At 65.7% G+C, this 18909-nt stretch carries 15 protein-coding genes; 8 read left to right on the top strand and 7 right to left on the bottom strand.

Going from position 1 to position 18909, the window contains the following annotated elements; translation table 11 throughout:
• Position 1: 1 nt before the first annotated feature.
• Together ACT17R_RS05440 and ACT17R_RS05435 are read right to left on the bottom strand one after the other, a co-directional pair.
• Positions 2–1492 carry a UxaA family hydrolase gene (locus ACT17R_RS05440; protein ID WP_062901813.1) on the bottom strand — a complete coding sequence of 497 codons (1491 nt, stop codon included), beginning with the start codon at positions 1490–1492 and terminating at the stop codon, positions 2–4.
• Between the two features lie 33 nt (positions 1493–1525).
• Positions 1526–2584: a LacI family DNA-binding transcriptional regulator gene (locus tag ACT17R_RS05435; RefSeq protein ID WP_062903118.1), complete on the bottom strand. Its 1059-nt coding sequence runs from the start codon at positions 2582–2584 to the stop codon at positions 1526–1528.
• Between the two features lie 156 nt (positions 2585–2740).
• Here ACT17R_RS05435 and ACT17R_RS05430 point away from each other — a divergent pair, with 156 nt between their 5' ends.
• The 5 genes from ACT17R_RS05430 to ACT17R_RS05410 all read left to right on the top strand — a co-directional run bounded on the left by ACT17R_RS05430 (position 2741) and on the right by ACT17R_RS05410 (position 9624).
• A complete protein-coding gene (locus ACT17R_RS05430; protein WP_313906815.1) occupies positions 2741–3538 on the top strand; it encodes a 2-keto-4-pentenoate hydratase in 798 nt (265 codons plus the stop codon).
• Positions 3539–3561: 23 nt separating this feature from the next.
• A complete protein-coding gene (locus ACT17R_RS05425; protein ID WP_062901814.1) occupies positions 3562–4848 on the top strand; it encodes an MFS transporter in 1287 nt (428 codons plus the stop codon).
• A 6-nt stretch (positions 4849–4854) separates the two neighbouring features.
• On the top strand, positions 4855–6267 hold the full coding sequence (uxaC, locus tag ACT17R_RS05420) for a glucuronate isomerase (protein ID WP_062901815.1): 1413 nt from the start codon (positions 4855–4857) through the stop codon (positions 6265–6267).
• Positions 6264–7589 carry a mannitol dehydrogenase family protein gene (locus tag ACT17R_RS05415; protein ID WP_263587761.1) on the top strand — a complete coding sequence of 442 codons (1326 nt, stop codon included), beginning with the start codon at positions 6264–6266 and terminating at the stop codon, positions 7587–7589. The genes uxaC and ACT17R_RS05415 overlap by 4 nt, the downstream gene beginning before the upstream one ends.
• Before the next feature lie 352 nt (positions 7590–7941).
• The gene (locus ACT17R_RS05410) at positions 7942–9624 is read left to right on the top strand and encodes a diguanylate cyclase domain-containing protein (RefSeq protein ID WP_444809124.1); all 1683 of its coding nucleotides are present in this window, start codon (positions 7942–7944) and stop codon (positions 9622–9624) included.
• Positions 9625–9630: 6 nt separating this feature from the next.
• Here ACT17R_RS05410 and ACT17R_RS05405 read toward each other — a convergent pair whose 3' ends face one another.
• The 3 genes from ACT17R_RS05405 to ACT17R_RS05395 all read right to left on the bottom strand — a co-directional run bounded on the left by ACT17R_RS05405 (position 9631) and on the right by ACT17R_RS05395 (position 12683).
• Positions 9631–10356 (bottom strand): hypothetical protein, encoded by a 726-nt coding sequence (locus ACT17R_RS05405; protein ID WP_234178506.1) that lies wholly within the window; start codon positions 10354–10356, stop codon positions 9631–9633.
• Positions 10357–10363: 7 nt separating this feature from the next.
• Positions 10364–11575: a toxic anion resistance protein gene (locus tag ACT17R_RS05400; RefSeq protein WP_062901818.1), complete on the bottom strand. Its 1212-nt coding sequence runs from the start codon at positions 11573–11575 to the stop codon at positions 10364–10366.
• A gap of 73 nt (positions 11576–11648) precedes the next feature.
• On the bottom strand, positions 11649–12683 hold the full coding sequence (locus tag ACT17R_RS05395) for a bile acid:sodium symporter family protein (protein WP_444809123.1): 1035 nt from the start codon (positions 12681–12683) through the stop codon (positions 11649–11651).
• 27 nt (positions 12684–12710) lie between these two features.
• On the opposite strand from ACT17R_RS05395, the gene ACT17R_RS05390 reads away from it, so the two are divergent.
• On the top strand, positions 12711–13370 hold the full coding sequence (locus ACT17R_RS05390) for a 5'-methylthioadenosine/S-adenosylhomocysteine nucleosidase family protein (protein ID WP_217372688.1): 660 nt from the start codon (positions 12711–12713) through the stop codon (positions 13368–13370).
• Here ACT17R_RS05390 and ACT17R_RS05385 read toward each other — a convergent pair.
• On the bottom strand, positions 13360–15117 hold the full coding sequence (locus tag ACT17R_RS05385; protein ID WP_444809122.1) for a M61 family metallopeptidase: 1758 nt from the start codon (positions 15115–15117) through the stop codon (positions 13360–13362). The genes ACT17R_RS05390 and ACT17R_RS05385 overlap by 11 nt on opposite strands.
• Positions 15118–15253: 136 nt before the next feature.
• On the opposite strand from ACT17R_RS05385, the gene typA reads away from it, so the two are divergent.
• Both typA and ACT17R_RS05375 read left to right on the top strand, forming a co-directional pair.
• The gene (gene typA, locus ACT17R_RS05380; RefSeq protein WP_003050854.1) at positions 15254–17086 is read left to right on the top strand and encodes a translational GTPase TypA; all 1833 of its coding nucleotides are present in this window, start codon (positions 15254–15256) and stop codon (positions 17084–17086) included.
• Between the two features lie 184 nt (positions 17087–17270).
• A complete protein-coding gene (locus ACT17R_RS05375; RefSeq protein WP_062901821.1) occupies positions 17271–17828 on the top strand; it encodes a pseudouridine synthase in 558 nt (185 codons plus the stop codon).
• 72 nt (positions 17829–17900) lie between these two features.
• On the opposite strand, the gene ACT17R_RS05370 is transcribed toward ACT17R_RS05375, so the two are convergent.
• Entirely contained in the window at positions 17901–18869 is a 969-nt protein-coding gene (locus ACT17R_RS05370) for an alpha/beta fold hydrolase (protein ID WP_062901822.1), read from the bottom strand.
• Positions 18870–18909 lie beyond the last annotated feature (40 nt).

Genomic DNA, 18909 nt, shown 5'->3' with positions numbered 1-18909 from the left:
CCTAGAGCGTAACGCCAGATTTCCAGATCGCGATATCGCGTTCGCCATTGGCTTCCGACCGCGTTGGGCGTCCCGATGCCGTCTCGATCACCAGATCGAGCAGCGCGTCGGCGGCGCCACCGAAGCCTTCGTCGAGCACCCGGCCGGCATCGAAGTCGATCCAGCCGCTCTTGCGGTCGGCGAGGGCGGTGTTGGATGCGATCTTGAGCGTCGGGGCGGGAAAGCCGAGCGGCGTTCCGCGGCCCGTTGTGAACAGGATCAGCGTCGCACCGGCCGCGGTCAATGCTGTCGACGACACGGCATCGTTGCCGGGCGCTTCGAGCAGGGTCAGGCCGGGGCGCGTCGCCCGACCGCCATAGCGCTGCACATCGGTCAGCGGAACCTTGCCGCCCTTCTGAACCGCGCCAAGCGACTTTTCCTCAAGCGTCGTGATGCCGCCCGCGACATTCCCCGGCGAGGGATTTTCGCTCACCGGTTCGCCATGGCGTACGAAATAGGCCTTGAAGTCGTCGATCAGTGCCACCGCGCGATCGAAGACGTCGCGCGATGCCGCGCGGCTCAGCAGCATGGGCTCGGCACCGAAGATTTCGGGAATTTCGGTCAGGATCACCCGCCCGCCCGATGCCGCAATGCTGTCGCCCGTACGGCCGACCAGCGGATTGGCGGTCAATCCGGACATGCCGTCCGACCCGCCGCATTTGACCCCGAGGACGAGCTCGGAAAGCGGCGCTTCGCTCCGTTCGGCCTGCCCCGCGATGCCGACCAGTTCCTCGATCAGCGACAGGCAGGCCGCCTCGTCATCCTCGACCGACTGGGCGGCCAGACTGCGAATATGCGTCCGCCTCGCTGCGGGAATGGATTCGATCAACGCCCCGAGCTGATTATTCTCGCATCCCAAGCCGACGATCAGGACACCCCCGGCATTGGGATGCTGCGCCAGCCCGGCCAGCAGCGCACGCGTGTGCGAAAGGTCGTCGCCAAGTTGCGAACAGCCGAAAGGATGTTTGAAAGCGTGGATGCCATCGACGCTTCCGGCGTGTTTTGTCGCCGCAATCCGCGCGACCCGTTCGGCGAGATTGCCGACGCAGCCGACGGTCGGGATGATCCAGATCTCATTGCGTGTCCCAACCCGGCCATCGGCGCGCCGATGGCCGCGGAAGGCGCGGTCCGCGCCGCGGACGGACCTGGAATCGGTCTGCGCGAACATGGGAAGGGGGGCGGTGTCGGCGGTGAGCGCGGTCGCCAGATTATGGCTGTGAACATGGTCGCCGGCTTCGATCGCGACCGAGGCGCGCCCGATCGGAAAGCCGTATTTGGTCACCGCGTCGCCCCGCGCTACAGCCGCGGTAGCGATTTTATGCCCGCGCGGAATGGCGTTCGCCGCGACGATTCGCCCGCCATCGACGGCGACGCTGTCGCCCGCCGCGGCGTCGGCCAACAGCGTGGCCACATTGTCCTCGGGCGCGATCCTGATAGCGGTTACCGGTGTCATATGCGCGTTTCTCTCTGCCATCCGCCGGAAGGCTCAGGCTGTGGTGGGAGGAGCGACCGACTGGCGCTCGACAAAGGTGGACGCGAGCACCGGGCTTTCGTCGGCCGCTGCGGTGCGCGCTGCCCCGTCGAGAAAATCGGGGACCAGCGTTCGCGCGGCGCGCGCGCCCATTTCGCGGATCGGCCAGCGGACGGTGCTCAGCGCAGGCCAGATATGCGTGGCAGTCGGCGAATCGTCGAACCCGATGATCGACAGGTCGCCCGGCACCGCGATGCCCTTGCCGTGCGCCACGCTCATAACCCCGGCCGCCATCTCGTCATTCGAGCAGAAGAGCGCAGTTGGCGGTTCGGCGAGCGACAGCAGCTTTTCGCCCGCCTCGACCCCCGCCGCATAGCGATAATTACCCGGCGCGAAATAATCGGGCGGCAACGTCAGGCCGGCTTCGCGAAGGGCCGCGTGAAAACCCTCCTCGCGCTCGGCGGCCGACCGGAACCCGACAGGGCCGCGCACGAAGCCGATGCGGCGATGGCCGAGGCTGATCAGCTTGCGCACCGCTTCGGCCACGACTTCGCGGTCGTTCGACGAGACGCAATGCGCGGCATCGTCGAGCGGCGCCGAGCCGACGCGAACATAGCGCACCCCCAATTCGCTACACAGAGCGGCGAGCGCATCATTCTCGGAAATGGGCGGGAGCAGCATCGCGCCGATCGGGCGCTGCTTTTCCAGGAAGACGCGGACATCCTCGAGCATCCGGTCGGACCCGCGATCGACCGGGCGGACGAGCAGCGCCAGGTCGCTGTCCTTGATCGCGTCGAGCACGCCCTGCTGAAAATTCAGCACCGTCTGGGCATTGGGATTGTCGTGCAGAAGCGCGATCAGGAAATTGCGCCGAAAGGCGAGGGCGCGCGCCTGCGGATTGGGCACGAAGCCCAGGGTTTCGATCGCTTCCTGAACCGCCTTGCGTGTCTTTTCGGCGATGAATTCGGACCGGTTGATGACGCGGCTGACGGTCTTTTTCGACACGCCGGCAAGCGCCGCGACGTCGTTGATCGTCGGCTGCTTCGTACCCTGTCCGCCCTTCGTCGCTGGCATATTGTCTGCACTCCGCTCGCTGCCCCGCCGGATGTTCCGCAGATCGGCACCATTTCCCACCTAGTGAGCGTTCATGGCGCCGAAATCAACCGGGTCGGCGGCTATTCGCTTGCTTTTGACACCGGTGTCTTTTAGAGCGAAAGCCGGAAGAGGGAAATGACAAAGATGAGCGCGAACAGCGAAGCGGAAAATGTGGCCCAGGCGCTTCTCGCCGCGCGCGCCAAAAAGACACCGCTTACCTCCTATCCCGGCGTCATGCCGGACAGCCTAGCCGACGCCTATGCGATCCAGGATCATGCGATCCGGCTCGACGGGCGGCAAATCGGTGGCTGGAAGGTGGGGCGGATCGCGGCCGAGCTCGTTGGCCGCTATGGCGGCAATCGTCTGACCGGGCCGATATTCAGCGACGAAATCCGCGACGGATCGGCGGGCGACCGGCCCGTTATGCCGGTCTTCGTGCCGGGATTCGCCGCAGCCGAGGCCGAAATCCTTTTGCGCTTCGGCGCCGTCGGCGACGGTGATTATGACGCCGATACGATTCGCGACTGCATCGACGAGGTGCGCACCGGAATCGAGATCGCGAGTTCTCCTTTCGCCGAAATCAACCTGCACGGCCCCGCAGTTACCGCGTCCGATTACGGCAACAACAAGGGGCTCGTACTCGGTCCGCCGATCGCCGACTGGCGCGACGCCGATCTGATCCGCATGCCCGTCGCGATGTTCATCGACGGCGCGCAGGTCGGCGCGGCGACGATGGAAACGATGCTCGACGGGCCTTTCGGGTCGGCGGCATTCCTCGCCCGCACCTTGCGCGCCCGCGGCATCCCCATTGCGCCGGGAACATGGGTGTCGGCAGGCGCCATCACCGGCGTCCATGAAATCCGGGCGGGTCAGACCGCCGAAGCACTGTTCGACGGAAAAATCCGCGTCGGCTGCCGCATCGAAAGCCTCTAGAAGGCAGGAAAAGGGAGAGAGAAATGGCACAGGCAATCGCAGAGGGAGGCGCGCCGCCGCAGCCCAATGTCGGACGCTATCGTTGGGTGATCGTCGGCCTGCTGTTTCTTGCCACTGCCATCAACTATGTCGATCGGCAGATGATCGGTGTTCTCAAGCCGACGCTGCAACAGGAAATGGGATGGACCGAAGGCGACTTCGCGAACATCGTCTTCTGGTTTCAGGTCGCCTATGCCGTCGGCTACATCGGCTTCGGCCGCATCGTCGACATGGTTGGCGCCCGCATCGGCTACACCGTCGCGATCATCATCTGGACGATCAGCCATATGGCGCATGGTCTGGCGTCGAGCGTGACGCAATTCGCGCTCGCGCGGTTCGGGCTGGGCATCGGCGAATCGGGGAACTTTCCGGCGGGTATCCGGGCCGTCACCGACTGGTTCCCGCAAAAGGAACGCGCCTTTGCGATCGGGCTGTTCAACGCCGGGGCCAATGTCGGCGCCATCGTTACGCCGCTGCTCGTTCCCTTCCTCGTCCTGATGTTCGACTGGCGCGTGGCCTTTTATGTCACCGGCCTGTTCGGGGTGCTGTGGCTGATCGCGTGGTGGCTGATCTATCGCCATCCCGACGAGCATCCGAAGCTGTCGGAAGGCGAGCGCGCCTGGATTCAGCAAGACCCGGCCGACCCGGTGACGCCGATCGGTTGGGGCCGCCTGCTCGGTATTCGCGAGACATGGTCCTATGCGCTCGGCAAATTCTTCATCGACCCGATCTGGTGGTTCTTTCTTTTCTGGCTGCCGGGCTATCTGTTCGAACGCTACGACATGGACCTCAAGACCTTCGGTCTGCCGCTCGCCGCCATCTATCTCATCTCCGACTTCGGCAGCATCGCGGGCGGCTGGATGTCCTCGCGGCTGATCAAGGCGGGGCGCACCCCCAATTTCGCGCGCAAGTTCACGATGTTCGTGTGTGCCTGCTGCGTCGTGCCCGTCTATTTCGCCCAAGATATCGACAGCGTGTGGACCGCGGTCCTGATCATCGGTCTCGCGACAGCCGCGCATCAGGCCTTTTCCGCCAATCTCTATACGTTGCCGTCGGACATATTTCCGCGCGGCGCAGTGGGGTCGGTGGTCGGGATCGGCGGCACGGTCGGCGCGATCGGGGGGATGAGCATGGCGTTGTTCACCGGCTACATCCTCGAGACGACGAACAATAATTATCAGATATTGTTCGGCATCTGCGCCAGCGCCTATTTCATTGCGCTACTCGCGGTGCATCTGCTGTCGCCGCGGCTCGATCGCGTCGAGGTCTAGACGCCGATGACGCGGCCGCTCTCCCTCCATCCCGACCGGCTCTTTCCGTCGGACCCGGTTCCGCGCGCCATCGCGCGCCGCCTTTATGCCGAGGTCGCCGACCTGCCGATCATCAGCCCGCACGGGCATACCGATCCGTCATGGTTCGCCGGCAATGCGCCGTTCGGCAATGCCGCCGAACTTCTGCTGCATCCCGATCATTATGTGTTCCGGATGCTCTATTCGCAGGGCATCGCGCTCGATGCGCTCGGTATCGGCAATCCGGACGCCGATCCGCGCGAAAGCTGGCGGCTGTTCGCGCAAAATTACCATCTCTTTCGCGGCACCCCCTCGCGGATGTGGATGGACTGGGTTTTCGCCGAAGCCTTCGGCTTCGACGTGCAATTCTCGTCCGAAACGTCGGACCTATATTATGACCGGATCACCGAGGCGCTTGCGACCGATGCGTTCCGGCCGCGCGCGCTTTTCGATCGCTACCGAATCGAAGTGATCGCGACGACCGAAAGTCCGCTCGACACGCTCGATCATCATCGGGTCATCAAGGACGCCAATGTGCGCGGCGAGTGGGGCGGGCGCGTCATCACCGCCTATCGCCCCGATCCGGTCGTCGATCCCGAATATGAAGGGTTCCGCGACAATCTCGCGCGCTTCTCTGATATATCGGGCGAAGACGCTTTCAGCTATGCCGGGTATCTTGCCGCGCATCGCAACCGCCGGGCCTTCTTCGCGGGCATGGGCGCGACCTCGACCGACCATGGGCATCCGACCGCGGCAACCGCCGATCTGTCGGACGCGGAGGCCGAGGCGCTGTTCGTGCGCGTTACCCGCGCCGACGTCAGCGCCACCGACGCCGAGCTGTTCCGAGCGCATATGTTGACGGTGATGGCGGGGATGAGCCGCGACGACGGCCTTGTCATGCAGATCCATCCCGGCGCGCTGCGCAACCACAATTCGTGGCTGTTCACGCATTATGGCCGCGACAAGGGCGCCGATATTCCGACGCGCACCGACTATGTCCGGGCGCTGCGGCCGCTGCTCGCCCGTTATGGCAATGAAGCGGGGCTGACGATCATCCTCTTCACGCTCGACGAAAGCAGTTATGCGCGCGAGCTTGCGCCGCTGGCGGGCCATTATCCGGCGCTGAAGCTTGGCCCCGCCTGGTGGTTTCACGACAGCCCCGAGGGCATGCGCCGCTTTCGCGCCCAGACCACCGAGACGGCGGGCTTTTACAACGGCGTCGGTTTCAACGACGACACCCGCGCCTTTCTCTCGATCCCGGCGCGCCACGATGTCGCGCGGCGCATCGATTGCGGCTTCCTCGCTGCGCTGGTTGCCGAGCATCGCATGGAGGAATGGGAGGCGGCCGAGCTGGCGGTCGACCTCAGCTACAATCTCGCCAAGGCCGCGTACCGGCTGTGAGGCTGTCGGCGCAAACCGCGCTGCCGGCAGCCGTGCGCGCGCCCGCTTACGACCGTCGCCGGCAAGCGGCAGGGATCGTCCATTTCGGTATCGGTGCCTTTCACCGCGCGCATCAGGCGGTTTATACCGACGATGCGATGGGCGCGGGCGATCGCGACTGGGGCATCGTTGGCGTGTCGCTGCGTTCGGGCGATGTCGCGGCACAGCTTGGCCCGCAGGACGGGCTTTATACGGTGAGCAGCCGGACCGCTGCCGGACCTGAAATTCGATTGATCGGGGCGGTTCAGCGCGTGCTCGTCGCGGCGCAGGAACCGCAGGCCGTCATCGACGTCCTCGCTGCTCCGACAACGCATATCGTCAGCTTCACCGTGACCGAGAAGGGCTATCTGCGCACCGCCGATGGCCAGCTCAATCTTGACGCGGCAAAGGGGCCATCGAGCTTCTATCGCTTCGTCGGGGCGGCGCTGGCGGCGCGCAAGGCGGCGGGATTGCCCGGCCTGACGTTGCTCAGCTGCGACAATCTGGCGAATAATGGCGCAGTGCTGCGCGCGCTGATGCGCCAATATCTCGCCACCGACCATCCAGACGTCGCCCTATGGTTCGATGCGACGTGCCGATGCCCCGCGACGATGATCGATCGCATCGTGCCCGCGACGACCGATGCCGACCGTGCGGCTGTCGAGGCGGTGCTGGGCGTGCGCGATGAAGGTGCGGTGGTCACCGAAGCATTCAGCCAGTGGGTGATCGAGGATGATTTCGCTGGCCCGCGTCCGCGATGGGATACGGTCGGGGCGGAATTCGTTGCCGACGTCGCGCCCTATGAGACCGCGAAGCTGCGCATGCTCAACGGCGCGCATTCGGCGCTGGCCTATATTGGACTGCTGGCGGGGCATGAGCATGTCCATCGGGCGGTCGCCGATCCCGCTATCCGGCCGCTCGTCGAACGGCTGATGCGCGAGGAGGCCGCACCGACCATCGACGCCGCGCCGGGGCAAGACCTTAATGCTTATGCCGATGCGCTGCTCGATCGCTTCGCCAACCCGGCGCTCGATCATCGCCTGATCCAGATCGCAATGGACGGCAGCCAGAAGATCCCGCAGCGCTGGCTCGAAACGCGGGCCTGGCATCAAAGGCGCGGCGGCACCTGCCCGTCGATCGAATACGCCATCGATGCGTGGATCGCGTTTCTGAACGATGGTCGCTGGCCGATCGACGATCCGAGGGCGGACGCGCTGCGCGCAGCGGCGGCGCAGCCCGACGCGCGCAACCGCTTGTTCGGACCCGAAGGCCTGATGCAATATGGTCTGGCCCGGCGCGGCTAGGCCTGCCCGTTTCCTTGTTCTGACGCGCCCGGGCTTCATCACCCATAGGATATTGATAGCCTAGCCGTCGCACGATCTCGAGGACGCCTCGCATTGCGGCAATCTCCCCGTGGATTGAGGGAGCGAACGCCTGAAGAACCCGAGCGCGAGAAGCCGAGGCTGGGCGCCTCCCTTGCCGCCAACCGGCCGCGCCAGTGATTGCGGCCACAGCGTGATCGGGGCTGGGCGGTTACGCTTTCCCAAGATATTGGGGTCTAAAGGGAATCGCATGATCGGGGCGGAGGAAAATCGCGGACGGAGACGGGCGTCTTGGACGCTTGTTTTGCTGTGGCTTGCTGCCGCGCTTTGGGCCGTGCCCGCTGCGGCGACGCCGCTGCACATCAATGCGCCGCTCTGCCACTCGGTCGGACCGCTGGCCGCACCCGACGACGCGCTGTCCGCGCTGCGCTTTTCCTGCAGCGGCGAGCCGACGGGGTATCGCGACGGCAGCCTGTGGTTGCGGGCCGATGTCGGCAATCGTTCCGAGGATCGCAACGGCGCCGCACTGATGGTGCATTTCTCGCGCTTCGACCGGCTTGCGGTGGGGTTCACCTATGCCGACGGCCAGACGCGCTGGCAGAGGGTGCGCCGCGGCGATTATGGCGCGCACTGGCGCGTCGGCGGCCAGATATTGTTCGAGACCCCGGCCCGCGTCGCGCCGCTGACCGCGGTGACCATGCGCTTCGACCGCCTCGCCGACCACAGCCTGCTGCGCGCGCGCCTCATCCCCAAGGAAAATGCGAGCCTGCAGGCGGCGGGGATGGCGGCGCTCGTCGGCGCCTCGCTCACCCTGCTGCTCGTCAGCGGCATCTACAGCCTGTCGCTCGCGGTCGCGGTGCGCCGCCAATATCTGCTGTGGCAGGCGGCATGGTCGGGCGTGATGATCGTCTGGGGCGCCTTCTGGTCGCAGATTCATCTGGTGATCTTTCCCGCCATGGCGGGGACGGTGTCGGCGCAGGCATCGACCTTGCTTGCCTGCCTTGCCATCGGCGTCGCGACCGCCAGCGCGGTGACCGCGATCGACGCCCGGCATCTGCCGCGCGCTTTGCGCCGCGGAACCCTTGCACTGGGGCTGGCGATCGCCATCGTCGGCGTACCGCTGGCGTTGATCCGCACCGGCAATCTGCAGATGCTCGGAAATCTGCTGGGCATCGCGGTCATCCTCGACCTGATCGCGGTCGCGCTGTGCATCGGCTGGGGCTGGCGCAGGGGATCGGTCGAGGCGCGCGATTTCGCGCTCGCCTGGTGTCTGCCGATGGCGACGCTCGCGATCATCCATCTGGTCGATGTCGAGGACGGCTTCTGGGGCGGCGGGTCGAAGCTGGCGGTGCTGGTCGCCGCAACATGGCAGGCGCTGTGGCTGTCGGCCGCGTCGACGCGCCGGCTCGCGCATCTGCGTGTCGAGCGCGACGATGCGCTGGCAGCCGAGGCGCAGGCGAACGAGCTTGCGCGCCGCGATCCGCTCACCGGATTGCTCAACCGGCGGGGCTTCGTCGATGCCGTTACCCCGCTGCTCGATCAGGCGCGCGAGGGGGCGCTGCCCGCGGCGCTGCTGCTTGTCGATGTAGACCGCTTCAAGTCGATCAACGATATTTACGGCCATGAAGCGGGCGATGCCGTCCTCTGCCGCATCGCCGAACGCATCGCGCGGTGGGAAGGGACGATGTGCAGCGTCGCGCGCCTGGGCGGCGAGGAGTTCGGGCTGCTGACCATCGGGATGGAGGGCATCATGCTCGATCGCTTTGCCGAGAGCATCCGCCGCGAAATCGCGCTGTGCGATCACAGCGACACGATGGGCGACCGGCCGGTGACCGCCAGCGTCGGCGTCGCCGAAGTGCGGCCGGCCCCCGATTTTCAGTATCTCTACCGGATCGCCGACGAGGCGCTCTACGATGCGAAACGCGCCGGCCGGAACCGGATCAATGTCCAGCGTGTGCCGCCGCGCGGCGACGGGGAACCCGGCGCCGACGATCGCGGAGTAGCCTATCCCGCCTGAGGCGGATCAGGCCGCGCCCGGCGTGTCGTCGGCTTCGAGACCCTGATATTTGAGCTGGAGATAGCGTTCGCGCGTCGCCAGCTTGTCGATCTCGCCAGCCGCCAGGCTGCGCGCCGCGTCGCCGATCTCGCGTTCGAGCATCTTGAGCCCGCCAAGCAGTGTTTCGTCGGGCGTACGTCCCGCATGCGCTTCGCCGCGCAGCCCCGCGGGGATACGCTGATAGCCCGCGACGAGTTCGGGCAGATCCTCGCCGACCAGCTTACGGATATTAGCTGCCGCCGGCGTCGCGGCGTCGAGCGTCTGGAGCTGCGGGGCGAGCAGGTCGAGCTGGACGCCGATCCCGTCGACGAGCTGGCGTGCCGGGGCGGGAAGCGCCGGACGCTGCGCCTCGAGCCAGATTTCGGTGCGGCCGGCGAGCTGCTTAAGGTCGGCCTTGGGCAGATCGGTCTGGCGCGGTTCGGGAAAGGGCGGCCATTTGCCGAACAGCACAGCGACACCGATCAACAGCACCGTGAGCGCGAGCAGGCCCGTGAAGCCGAGCGGCTTGATGAGCGCGCCGAACAGCGCCGCGCCGATCAGCACGATCCCGCCTGCAACAAGGACGCGACCGAGCTTCTTGTAGAGATGCTGGCGGCGCAGCGCGACGCTCTTGGTGCCGATCGGTCGCCGCCGTTCGCGCGAGCGTTCGATCGCGGCGTTGCCGAGCGCGCTGATCTTGTCGACCTCGCTCATGCTCATCCTAGCCCTCGATCGCCGCCAGCGGGCTCTCGGCGCCGCCGACGCTTGCCTGCGCCTGGCTCGCGCCTTCGGCGCGCGCGATATAGCCCTTTGACTTGGCGACCTCGCCCTCGAGCGAGGTCACGGTCGTCTTCATCGTATCGAGCGCCTTGAGCTTGAAGGTATCGATCGCGTCCATCGTGTCGTAGATATTCTGGAAAGCGCGGCTGAGCGTCTCCATCGGGATCGTGCTCGACGCCGCCTGTTCGTGGATGCGCGCCGTATTGTCCTTCAGCATCTTCGAAGTGCCATCGATGATGTTGGCGGTGGTCGTGTTGAGCGCGGTAATCTGTTCGAGCACGAGCTTCTGGTTCGTCATCGCCTGTGCGACGGTGATCGCGGTCTTGAGCGCGCCGACGGTGGTGGTCGAGGCGCGATCGACGCCCTTCACCAGCTCGACATTATTCTTTTTGACGAGATCGAGGGCGAGATATCCCTGTACCGTCACCGCCATCTGGGTCAGCAGATCCTGCGTGCGTTGCCGCGCATAGAACAGGGCATTTTCGCGGATGACCTTTGCCTTGGCGGGATCGCTGCCGTCGAGTTCGGCCGCTTTCGCCTCTAGCCGCTGATCGAGCGTGCCCGCGATGTGGATCATCTGTTCGAGCTTGCCCATCGATTCCCACATCTTGCGGCGCTCGACGTCGATGGCGGCATTGTCCATCAGCAGCTCGTCCTTGCCGTTGGCAAGCGCGGTCAGGATGCCGCCGATGTGGGTCTGGGCGCTGCGGTATTGCGCGAAATAATTGTTGATCTTGCTGCCCAGGATCTTGTCCAGAAAGCCGCGTTTGGTCAGCAGCTTGCCGTTCGCCGAGGGATCGAGACGTTCGACCGTGGTACGCAGTTCGATCAGATTCTGGCCGATGTCGGTATCGCGATCCATCGCCTTGATCGGGCGGTCGAGGAAGCGGTTCGAATGATTCGCCGCCTCCAGCATTTCCTTGCGCCCCATATTGGTGATCTGGTCGATGCGCTTGCCGAACTCGGGCGAATTTTCGTCCTGTGCCACCAGATCGTCGATGAAGCTGTCGACGCGTTCCTCGAGCTTAGATTTCTGCTCGGTCGAGAGCGGAACAAGGCCGGCGGCCTTTTCGGGCGCGACGGCGGGGACGGGTTCGGGCGGCGTCAGTTTCAGTTCGTCGGTTGCGGTCGCCGTCGCGGTCTCTTCGCTCATAACAATCCTTCCAGCCCCAGGTCGATAGTGGGCCGCCTGCCTATATGACATGCGGGCCTGTGTTATTCAAGCACTACACCTCTTGGTGGCGCGCCAGCGCCGGCGCGATCCATGCCGAGAGGATCAGTTGCGCCATATGATAGACGAGGATCGGCAGCAGCACCATGCCGGCGATCGCCGAGGGAAAGAGCGTCGCGGCGAGCGGCGCGCCGACGGCGAGGCTCTTTTGCGCGCCCGAGAACAGCAGGGTGATCCGGTCGGATCGGCGGAGCGCGAGCAGCCAGCCGAGCAGCCAGGCACCGCCGAAGGCGCTACCGAGCAGCAGCGCATCGACGCCGAGCACGATCGCGATCTCGCGCCCGTCAAGCTGCGTCCAGATGCCGCCAACCACGGCCGCGGAAAAGGCGACATAAACCGCTGTCGCAATCGCGGTGCGATCCATCAGCGTCGCGAGGCCGCGGTGCCGTAGCACCAGCGGGCGAAGCCAGGGCTGCGCCGTTTGTCCGGCCAGAAAAGGAAGCAGCAGGATTGCGACGATGCGCAGCGCCGCGGCACCGTGGATCGCCCCCGCCTTGCCCGCGAGTGCGGCAAAGAGGAGCGGTGACAGAAACACGCCGGCCAGATTGAGCAGCGCCGCCGCGACAATACTTGCGGCGACATTGCCGCCCGCCATCGAACTGGCGGCGGTCGCCGACTGGACGGTCGAAGGCAATATGCCGAGAAAGAGGAAGCCGAGTGCCAGTGTCGGCGGCAGGAGCGGCGCCGTCAACGCCTGCGCGCCGAGCCCGAATAGTGCCATCGCGCCGAAACAGAAGGCGAAGGTGCCGCCCTGCAATTTCCAATTGCGGATGCCGTGCAGTACCTCTTGACGCGGCAGGCGGACGCCGTTGAGGAAGAAGAGCAGCACGATTGCCGCGGTCGAAATCCCTTGCGCGACCGGCACCGCGCTTCCGCGCACCGGCAGCAGGCTCGCGACGACGATGGTGGCGAGGAGGACGGGAACAAAGCGGTCGGGGAACAGGCGCGCGAGCATGGGGCGGAGCGATGGCCGGAAGGCGGCGCCTTGGCAAGTCCGCGCGTCGGTCGCGGCGGCGACAACACTCGACATGGCGCGAAAGAGGATTATGGCGCGCGGATGGCCCGCATCCTAATCCTCGCCGCGCTGCCCGAAGAGGCCGATGCCGTCTTTCCCGGCCAAGGCGCCGCCGAAGCGGCCGCTTTTGCGCTTCGTTCGCTGTCAGTGCATGAGCATGGCGTAACGATTGCCACCTGCGGTCTCGGAAAGGTCAACGCGGCGCTATGCGCCGGGATGCTCGGCGGCGCGGCCGATCTGCTGGTGATGAGCGGCACCTGCGGCTCGCTCGGCCCCGGACCTGGCGCCTATTGGATCGCCGAGGCGGTGCAGCACGATTATGGCGCGGCCCAGCCCGGTTTGTTCCGCCGCTATCGGGCCGGCGAATGGCCGATCGGCGAAGCGGGCGAGGCGCATTTCGCCGCGATGCCCGACCCCGGCCTGAACCTGCCACATGCGCGCATCGCAAGCGGCGACAGCTTCGTCGCCTGCCCCGACGCCGCGGCCGGACTGGTGCGCGATCTGGGCGCCGCGCTGGTCGATATGGAGGTCGGCGCAGTGGCGCAGGCGGCGATGCGGCTCGGCAAGCCCTGGGCCGCAATCAAGGCGGTGACCGACGACGCCAACGGCGACAGCGCGGGCGACTTCCATGCCAATCTCGTGCGCGCGGCGCGCATCGCGGGAGCGGCGATCGAGCGTCTGGTCGCGCGGGTCAGCGGCTGAGCGCACCGATGCAGGCCTGCCGCGCGGCGGGAGGCGAAAGATCGTGGAGCGCGAATTCGCGCACCGTTTCGCGGGCTCGCCCCTGCGGCATATAGCGCAGCGTGCGCTTCGTGCCGCCATCGTCGACATCATAGGCGATTTCGCTCTGGCTGTTGCCGATCTCCCCGCCGCTGCGGCCGATCAGCGTCATGCCGTCGCGCATCCCGGCCTGCCATGCCGGGCCGTCCTGGGCGACGCCAGCGATAATGCGGTCGTTCGCGAGCGTCGCGTCGACATCGAAGCCGCGATCGAACACCAGTCGTTCGAATTGGCGCAACGTGCCGCACGCGGCGAGCATGTCGGCGGGCAGCGCAATCGGTTCGCCGCGATCGATGAAGCGGGCGATGCCTTCGCCGATCGCCGCGTCGCGGCGCTGCGCCTCGGCACTGAACAGGGTAACAGCATCGCTGCGGGCTGCCGGAGCAGCTGCCTGCATCGCCAGCAGCAGGTTGCGCATCGACGATCCGCCTGGCGCGCGCCGCAGCCGGTCGTCAGCCCAATGCGCGAAAAGCATCCCGCGCAAATAGGCGAGCCGCTGCGCCTTCTCGTCGGTCCAGAACAGCCGCGCCGCCTCCTTGTTGGGCGCGGCGCGAAGCGGCGAGGCATCATATTCGCGCAGCGCGTCGTTGAACTGCGCAAAATATTGTTCGGGCGTCCACACTCCGGCGCGGACCAGCGCCCGCCACGAGGTGAAATCGGTGAAGCCCTCCGACAGCCAGAATTGCTCGGCTTCGGGCACTGTGTCGGAAAAGCCGCCGATCCGGGCATTGACCCAGCTATGCGCCATTTCATGCGTCATCAGCCGGTCGAGCATCTCGGGCAGCGCGTTGGTCGTCGCAAAAAAGGCGAACGCATCGCCGCGTCCGGTGCCGCCGATCGAGGTTGCGCCGGGTCCCGGCGGCGCGAAGGGAATGATGGTGACGAGGTAGCGCCCGGCGTCGTTGCCCCAATATTCTGACATGGCTGCGGCGACGCGGCGGAAGCTTTGCGTCCAGCCGGCATCGTCGCGTGTTGCAAAGCTACCGCGCACTGCGAGCCGTGCGACATGTCCTGCATCGATCAGGCGGAAATCGCCGCCGACGGCGATGCTTTCGATCAGGCCATCGACGGTCAGCCCGGGATGTTCGAGGTCGGACGCAAAGCGCGTCCCCGCCGGCATCCCGCGGACCGAAAAGCTTGCCGGGGTATCGCCATCCAGATGTTCTGGCCGCGCCACCACCGCGTCGCCGATCAGGTGGAACCATGTCGGCTGGATGAGCGGGCGATAGTCATTGACGACTTCGCCGTCCTGCAATTGCTCGGCCCGGTTGGCACCGCACACAAGGTAGCGCAGGACGATCGGGGCGCCGGGAGCGTGCCGCAACGCGATCTTGGCGGGGTCGGACGATGGGGCCAGCGTCGCGCCCTCGGCGCGGATGTCGCCCAGATAATTATAAAGCTTGTCAAAGCCCCCCCATTCGTCCGGCAGATCGACGATGGTGACGCCGCTCGCGGCGCCGCGAAAGCGCAGCGTCACTTCGATCGCGCGGAAACGGCCGTCGGCTGCGACGACCGGCTGATAGGTGAGCGCGAGGCCCGCATCGGGCTCGGCCGCGCTCGAAGGCGTGACGGCGGCGAGGGTGGCAGCTAGGGCAGCGGAAAGGGCGGCGGCGACGATACCGCGAGCGAGGGAGAGGCGCATCGATATTTCCTTGAGCTGAACGCCCATGGTGTATCGCTCGAGCAACACAGTGTCAAATCGGACGCCCGCGCCTCTCTTGTTGCGCCGCAGCACCGCTTCTGTTAGGGGCGCGGCGTTTAGCGGCGCTCCAGGCGCTGCCCCCTTCCATCAAGGCTCCTACCGCATGTCTTTGCGCAATATTGCGATTATCGCACACGTCGACCATGGCAAGACGACCCTCGTCGATCAGCTTTTCCGCCAGTCGGGCACATTTCGGGACAACCAGCGTGTCGAAGAACGAGCGATGGATTCGAACGACCTGGAAAAGGAACGCGGGATCACGATTCTCGCCAAATGTACTTCGGTCGAGTGGGGCGAAGGCGCCGATGCGACGCGCATCAACATCGTCGACACGCCGGGCCACGCCGACTTCGGCGGCGAGGTCGAGCGGATCCTGAGCATGGTCGATGGCGTCATCCTGCTCGTCGATGCCGCCGAAGGCCCGATGCCGCAGACCAAGTTCGTCACCGGCAAGGCGCTGGCGCTCGGCCTCAAGCCGATCGTCGTCGTCAACAAGATCGACCGCAGCGACGCGCGCGCAGCCGAAGTGCTCGACGAAGTATTCGAACTGTTCCTGACGCTCGACGCCAATGACGAACAGCTTGATTTCCCGATCCTTTATGCCTCGGGTCGCGGCGGCTATGCCTCGGAAAGCCCTGACGCGCGCGAAGGCACGCTCGAGCCGCTGTTCAAGACGATCGTGTCGCATGTTCCGACGCCCGGCCTCGACGAAGAGGCGCCCTTCACCTTCCTCGCGACGCTGCTCGACCGCGACAATTTCATCGGCCGCATCCTGACCGGCCGCGTCCAGTCGGGCACGGTCAAGGTCAACCAGCCGATCCACGCGCTCGACATGGACGGCAAGGTCATCGAAACCGGCCGCGCGTCGAAGCTGCTGGCGTTCCGCGGGCTCGACCGCGTTCCGGTCGAGGAAGCGCGCGCAGGCGACATCGTCGCGATCGCGGGCCTGACCAACGCGACGGTCGCGAACACGATCGCCGACACGAGCGTCAGCGAGCCGATCGCCGCGCAGCCGATCGACCCGCCGACGCTGTCGATGCGCTTCGCCGTCAACGACAGTCCGATGGCTGGCCGCGAAGGCAGCAAGGTGACGAGCCGCATGATCCGCGACCGCCTGTACCGCGAAGCCGAAACCAATGTCGCGATCCGCATCACCGAAAGCGCCGACAAGGACAGCTTCGAAGTCGCGGGCCGCGGCGAGCTTCAGCTCGGCGTGCTCATCGAAACAATGCGCCGGGAAGGCTTCGAACTCGGCATCAGCCGCCCCAAGGTGCTGTACCAGACCGACGAGAACGGCCAGCGCACCGAGCCCTATGAAACCGTCGTCATCGACGTCGACGACGAGCATAGCGGCACGGTTGTCGAGAAGATGCAGATCCGCAAGGCCGAGCTGACCGACATGCGCCCGTCAGGCGGCGGCAAGACTCGCATCAGCTTCAGCGGCCCGTCGCGCGGCCTGATCGGCTATCACGGCGAATTCCTGTCCGACACGCGCGGAACCGGGATCATGAACCGCCTCTTCGAAAAATATGGCCCCTACAAAGGCGCGATCGAGGGCCGCAAGAACGGCGTCCTCATCTCGAATGGCGCGGGGGAAGCCGTCGCCTATGCGCTCGGCCCCTTGGAAGAACGCGGCATCCTGTTCGTCTCGCCCGGCGAGGCGCTCTATGAAGGGATGATAATCGGGGAGAATGCGAAGCCCGACGACCTTGAGGTCAACCCGATGAAGTCGAAGCAGCTCACGAACTTCCGTTCGACGGGCAAGGACGATGCGATCCGCCTGACTCCGCCGCGCCGCATGACGCTGGAACAGGCGATCGCCTATATCGACGACGACGAAATGGTCGAAGTGACCCCCGCGAACATCCGCATCCGCAAGGCGATCCTCGATCCGCATGAGCGGAAGAAGGCGAGCCGCAAGAAGGAAGCGGCGTAAGATCAAGGGGGCGGCCAGCGATGGTCGCCCTCTTTCTTTTTGACGGCTTGTCCCAGTCTTTTCCTCGCCTTCGTCATCCCGGGCTTGACCCGGGATCCATCGCAGCGCTGAAGTCATGGACCCCGGATCAAGTCCGGCGTGACGAAGGAAGAGGGAGGCGGGAGGCCATGCGAGGAAAGACGCGGTGAACCGCCTGATCCTGTTCAACAAGCCGTATGGCGTGTTGTCGCAATTTACCGACAAGGGCACGACCGCGCCTGCCGACGGCCCGCGCGCGACGCTGTCAGACTATATCGACGTACCCGGCGTCTACCCCGCCGGCCGGCTCGACCGCGACAGCGAGGGCTTGTTGATCCTGACCGACGACGGCGCGCTGCAGGCGCGGATTTCGTCGCCGCAGCACAAGATGCCCAAAACCTATCTGGCGCAGGTCGAGGGCGAGCCCGACGACGCCGCGCTGGCGGCGCTCGCCCGCGGCGTCACGCTGAACGACGGCCCGACGCGCCCCGCGACCGTCCGCCGCATCGACCCGCCCCAGCTATGGGACCGCGATCCGCCGGTGCGATATCGCAAAAGCGTGCCCGATAGCTGGATCGAACTGACGATCACAGAGGGGCGCAACCGCCAGGTCCGCCGCATGACCGCCGCGGTCGCCTATCCGACGCTGCGGCTGGTGCGGTGGCGGATCGGGGGGTGGGAGATTGGGGATTTGGCGCCCGGAACGTGGCGCGAGATCGCCTGATCGCGCCCGAAGATGCCGGGCGGACGGCTGCGCGCCGCCCACCCGACATCAACCCTTTGCCTGCCTTGCCGCTCAGCGGCCGGCGAAGCTCGCCTTGATTTCGCGGCCGATGGTTGCCGCATTTTCGTCGATCACGAAATGGCCAGCGTCGAGCCAGACGAGGCGCGCGCCGGGCAAGTCGCGCTTGTAGGCCTCTGCCCCCGGTGCGATGAAGATCGGATCGCTTTTGCCCCACAGGATAAGCGTCTTCGGCTGATATTGGCGGAACAGCGCGTGCCATTTGTCATAGGACGCGACATTGGACCGATAATCCTCGAACAGGTCGAGCTGGATGGCATCATTGCCCGGCCGGTCGAGCAGCGCCTGGTCGATCACCCAATTGTCGGGATTGATCGCCGCCGGGTTTTTCGCGCCATAGCTATACTGGAACTTGGTGGTGTCGAGCGTGAGAAGCGTGCGCGCCGCGGCTTCCGATGCAGCGTCACGCTGTTGGCCGATGGGGAGCAGCGCCTGCTTCACCGGGTCGCCGACGCCGTCGAGATAGGCATTGGCGTTCTGGATCACGAACCCTTTCACATGCGTTGGCCGCTGCGCGAAGAGGCGAAAGCCGACCGGCCCGCCATAATCCTGCATATAGAGAACATAGGATTGGAGCCCGAGCTGATCGATCAGACCGGCGACATGCGAGGTGAGATTGTCGAAATTATAATCGAACTCTGCGGCGGATGGGGCGTCGGACTGGCCGAAGCCCACATAGTCGGGGGCGATGATGTGAAATTTGTCGGCCAGCTGCGGGATCAGGTCGCGATACATCTGGCTGCTGCTGGGAAAGCCGTGAAGCAGCAGGATCGTGGGCGCGGCCGGGTCGCCGGCTTCGCGGTAGAATATTTTGCGGCCGTTGACCGTCGCAAAATGATAGCTGGTGGGATGCGCGGACGCGGCTGTCGCGGCCGGAGCAGCTGGTGCCGCCTCGGCGGCCAGCGGGGCTGCGGCAGAAAGCGCGACCGCGGCCGCGTGGATCAGTTTGGAAGATTGGGTCATGAGAATTCCTGTTGATGGAATGTAGGGAGGGCACGGACCG

The sequence above is a fragment of the Sphingopyxis sp. Q841 genome, from assembly GCF_052384365.1.
Lineage (GTDB): Bacteria > Pseudomonadota > Alphaproteobacteria > Sphingomonadales > Sphingomonadaceae > Sphingopyxis > Sphingopyxis terrae_A.
Note: the sequence above shows the minus strand (reverse complement) of the source record. Positions and strands in the feature narration are given on the sequence as shown.

Bases quoted from the DNA above. Each gene is read 5' to 3' on its own strand.
- ACT17R_RS05405 (WP_234178506.1), bottom strand. From the start codon at position 10,356: ATGAGCGAGGTCGACAAGATCAGCGCGCTCGGCAACGCCGCGATCGAA.
- ACT17R_RS05430 (WP_313906815.1), top strand. From the start codon at position 2,741: ATGACAAAGATGAGCGCGAACAGCGAAGCGGAAAATGTGGCCCAGGCG.
- ACT17R_RS05370 (WP_062901822.1), bottom strand. From the start codon at position 18,869: ATGACCCAATCTTCCAAACTGATCCACGCGGCCGCGGTCGCGCTTTCT.
- typA (WP_003050854.1), top strand. From the start codon at position 15,254: ATGTCTTTGCGCAATATTGCGATTATCGCACACGTCGACCATGGCAAG.
- ACT17R_RS05435 (WP_062903118.1), bottom strand. From the start codon at position 2,584: ATGCCAGCGACGAAGGGCGGACAGGGTACGAAGCAGCCGACGATCAAC.
- uxaC (WP_062901815.1), top strand. From the start codon at position 4,855: ATGACGCGGCCGCTCTCCCTCCATCCCGACCGGCTCTTTCCGTCGGAC.
- ACT17R_RS05400 (WP_062901818.1), bottom strand. From the start codon at position 11,575: ATGAGCGAAGAGACCGCGACGGCGACCGCAACCGACGAACTGAAACTG.
- ACT17R_RS05425 (WP_062901814.1), top strand. From the start codon at position 3,562: ATGGCACAGGCAATCGCAGAGGGAGGCGCGCCGCCGCAGCCCAATGTC.
- ACT17R_RS05385 (WP_444809122.1), bottom strand. From the start codon at position 15,117: ATGGGCGTTCAGCTCAAGGAAATATCGATGCGCCTCTCCCTCGCTCGC.
- ACT17R_RS05390 (WP_217372688.1), top strand. From the start codon at position 12,711: ATGGCCCGCATCCTAATCCTCGCCGCGCTGCCCGAAGAGGCCGATGCC.
- ACT17R_RS05440 (WP_062901813.1), bottom strand. From the start codon at position 1,492: ATGACACCGGTAACCGCTATCAGGATCGCGCCCGAGGACAATGTGGCC.
- ACT17R_RS05395 (WP_444809123.1), bottom strand. From the start codon at position 12,683: ATGTCGAGTGTTGTCGCCGCCGCGACCGACGCGCGGACTTGCCAAGGC.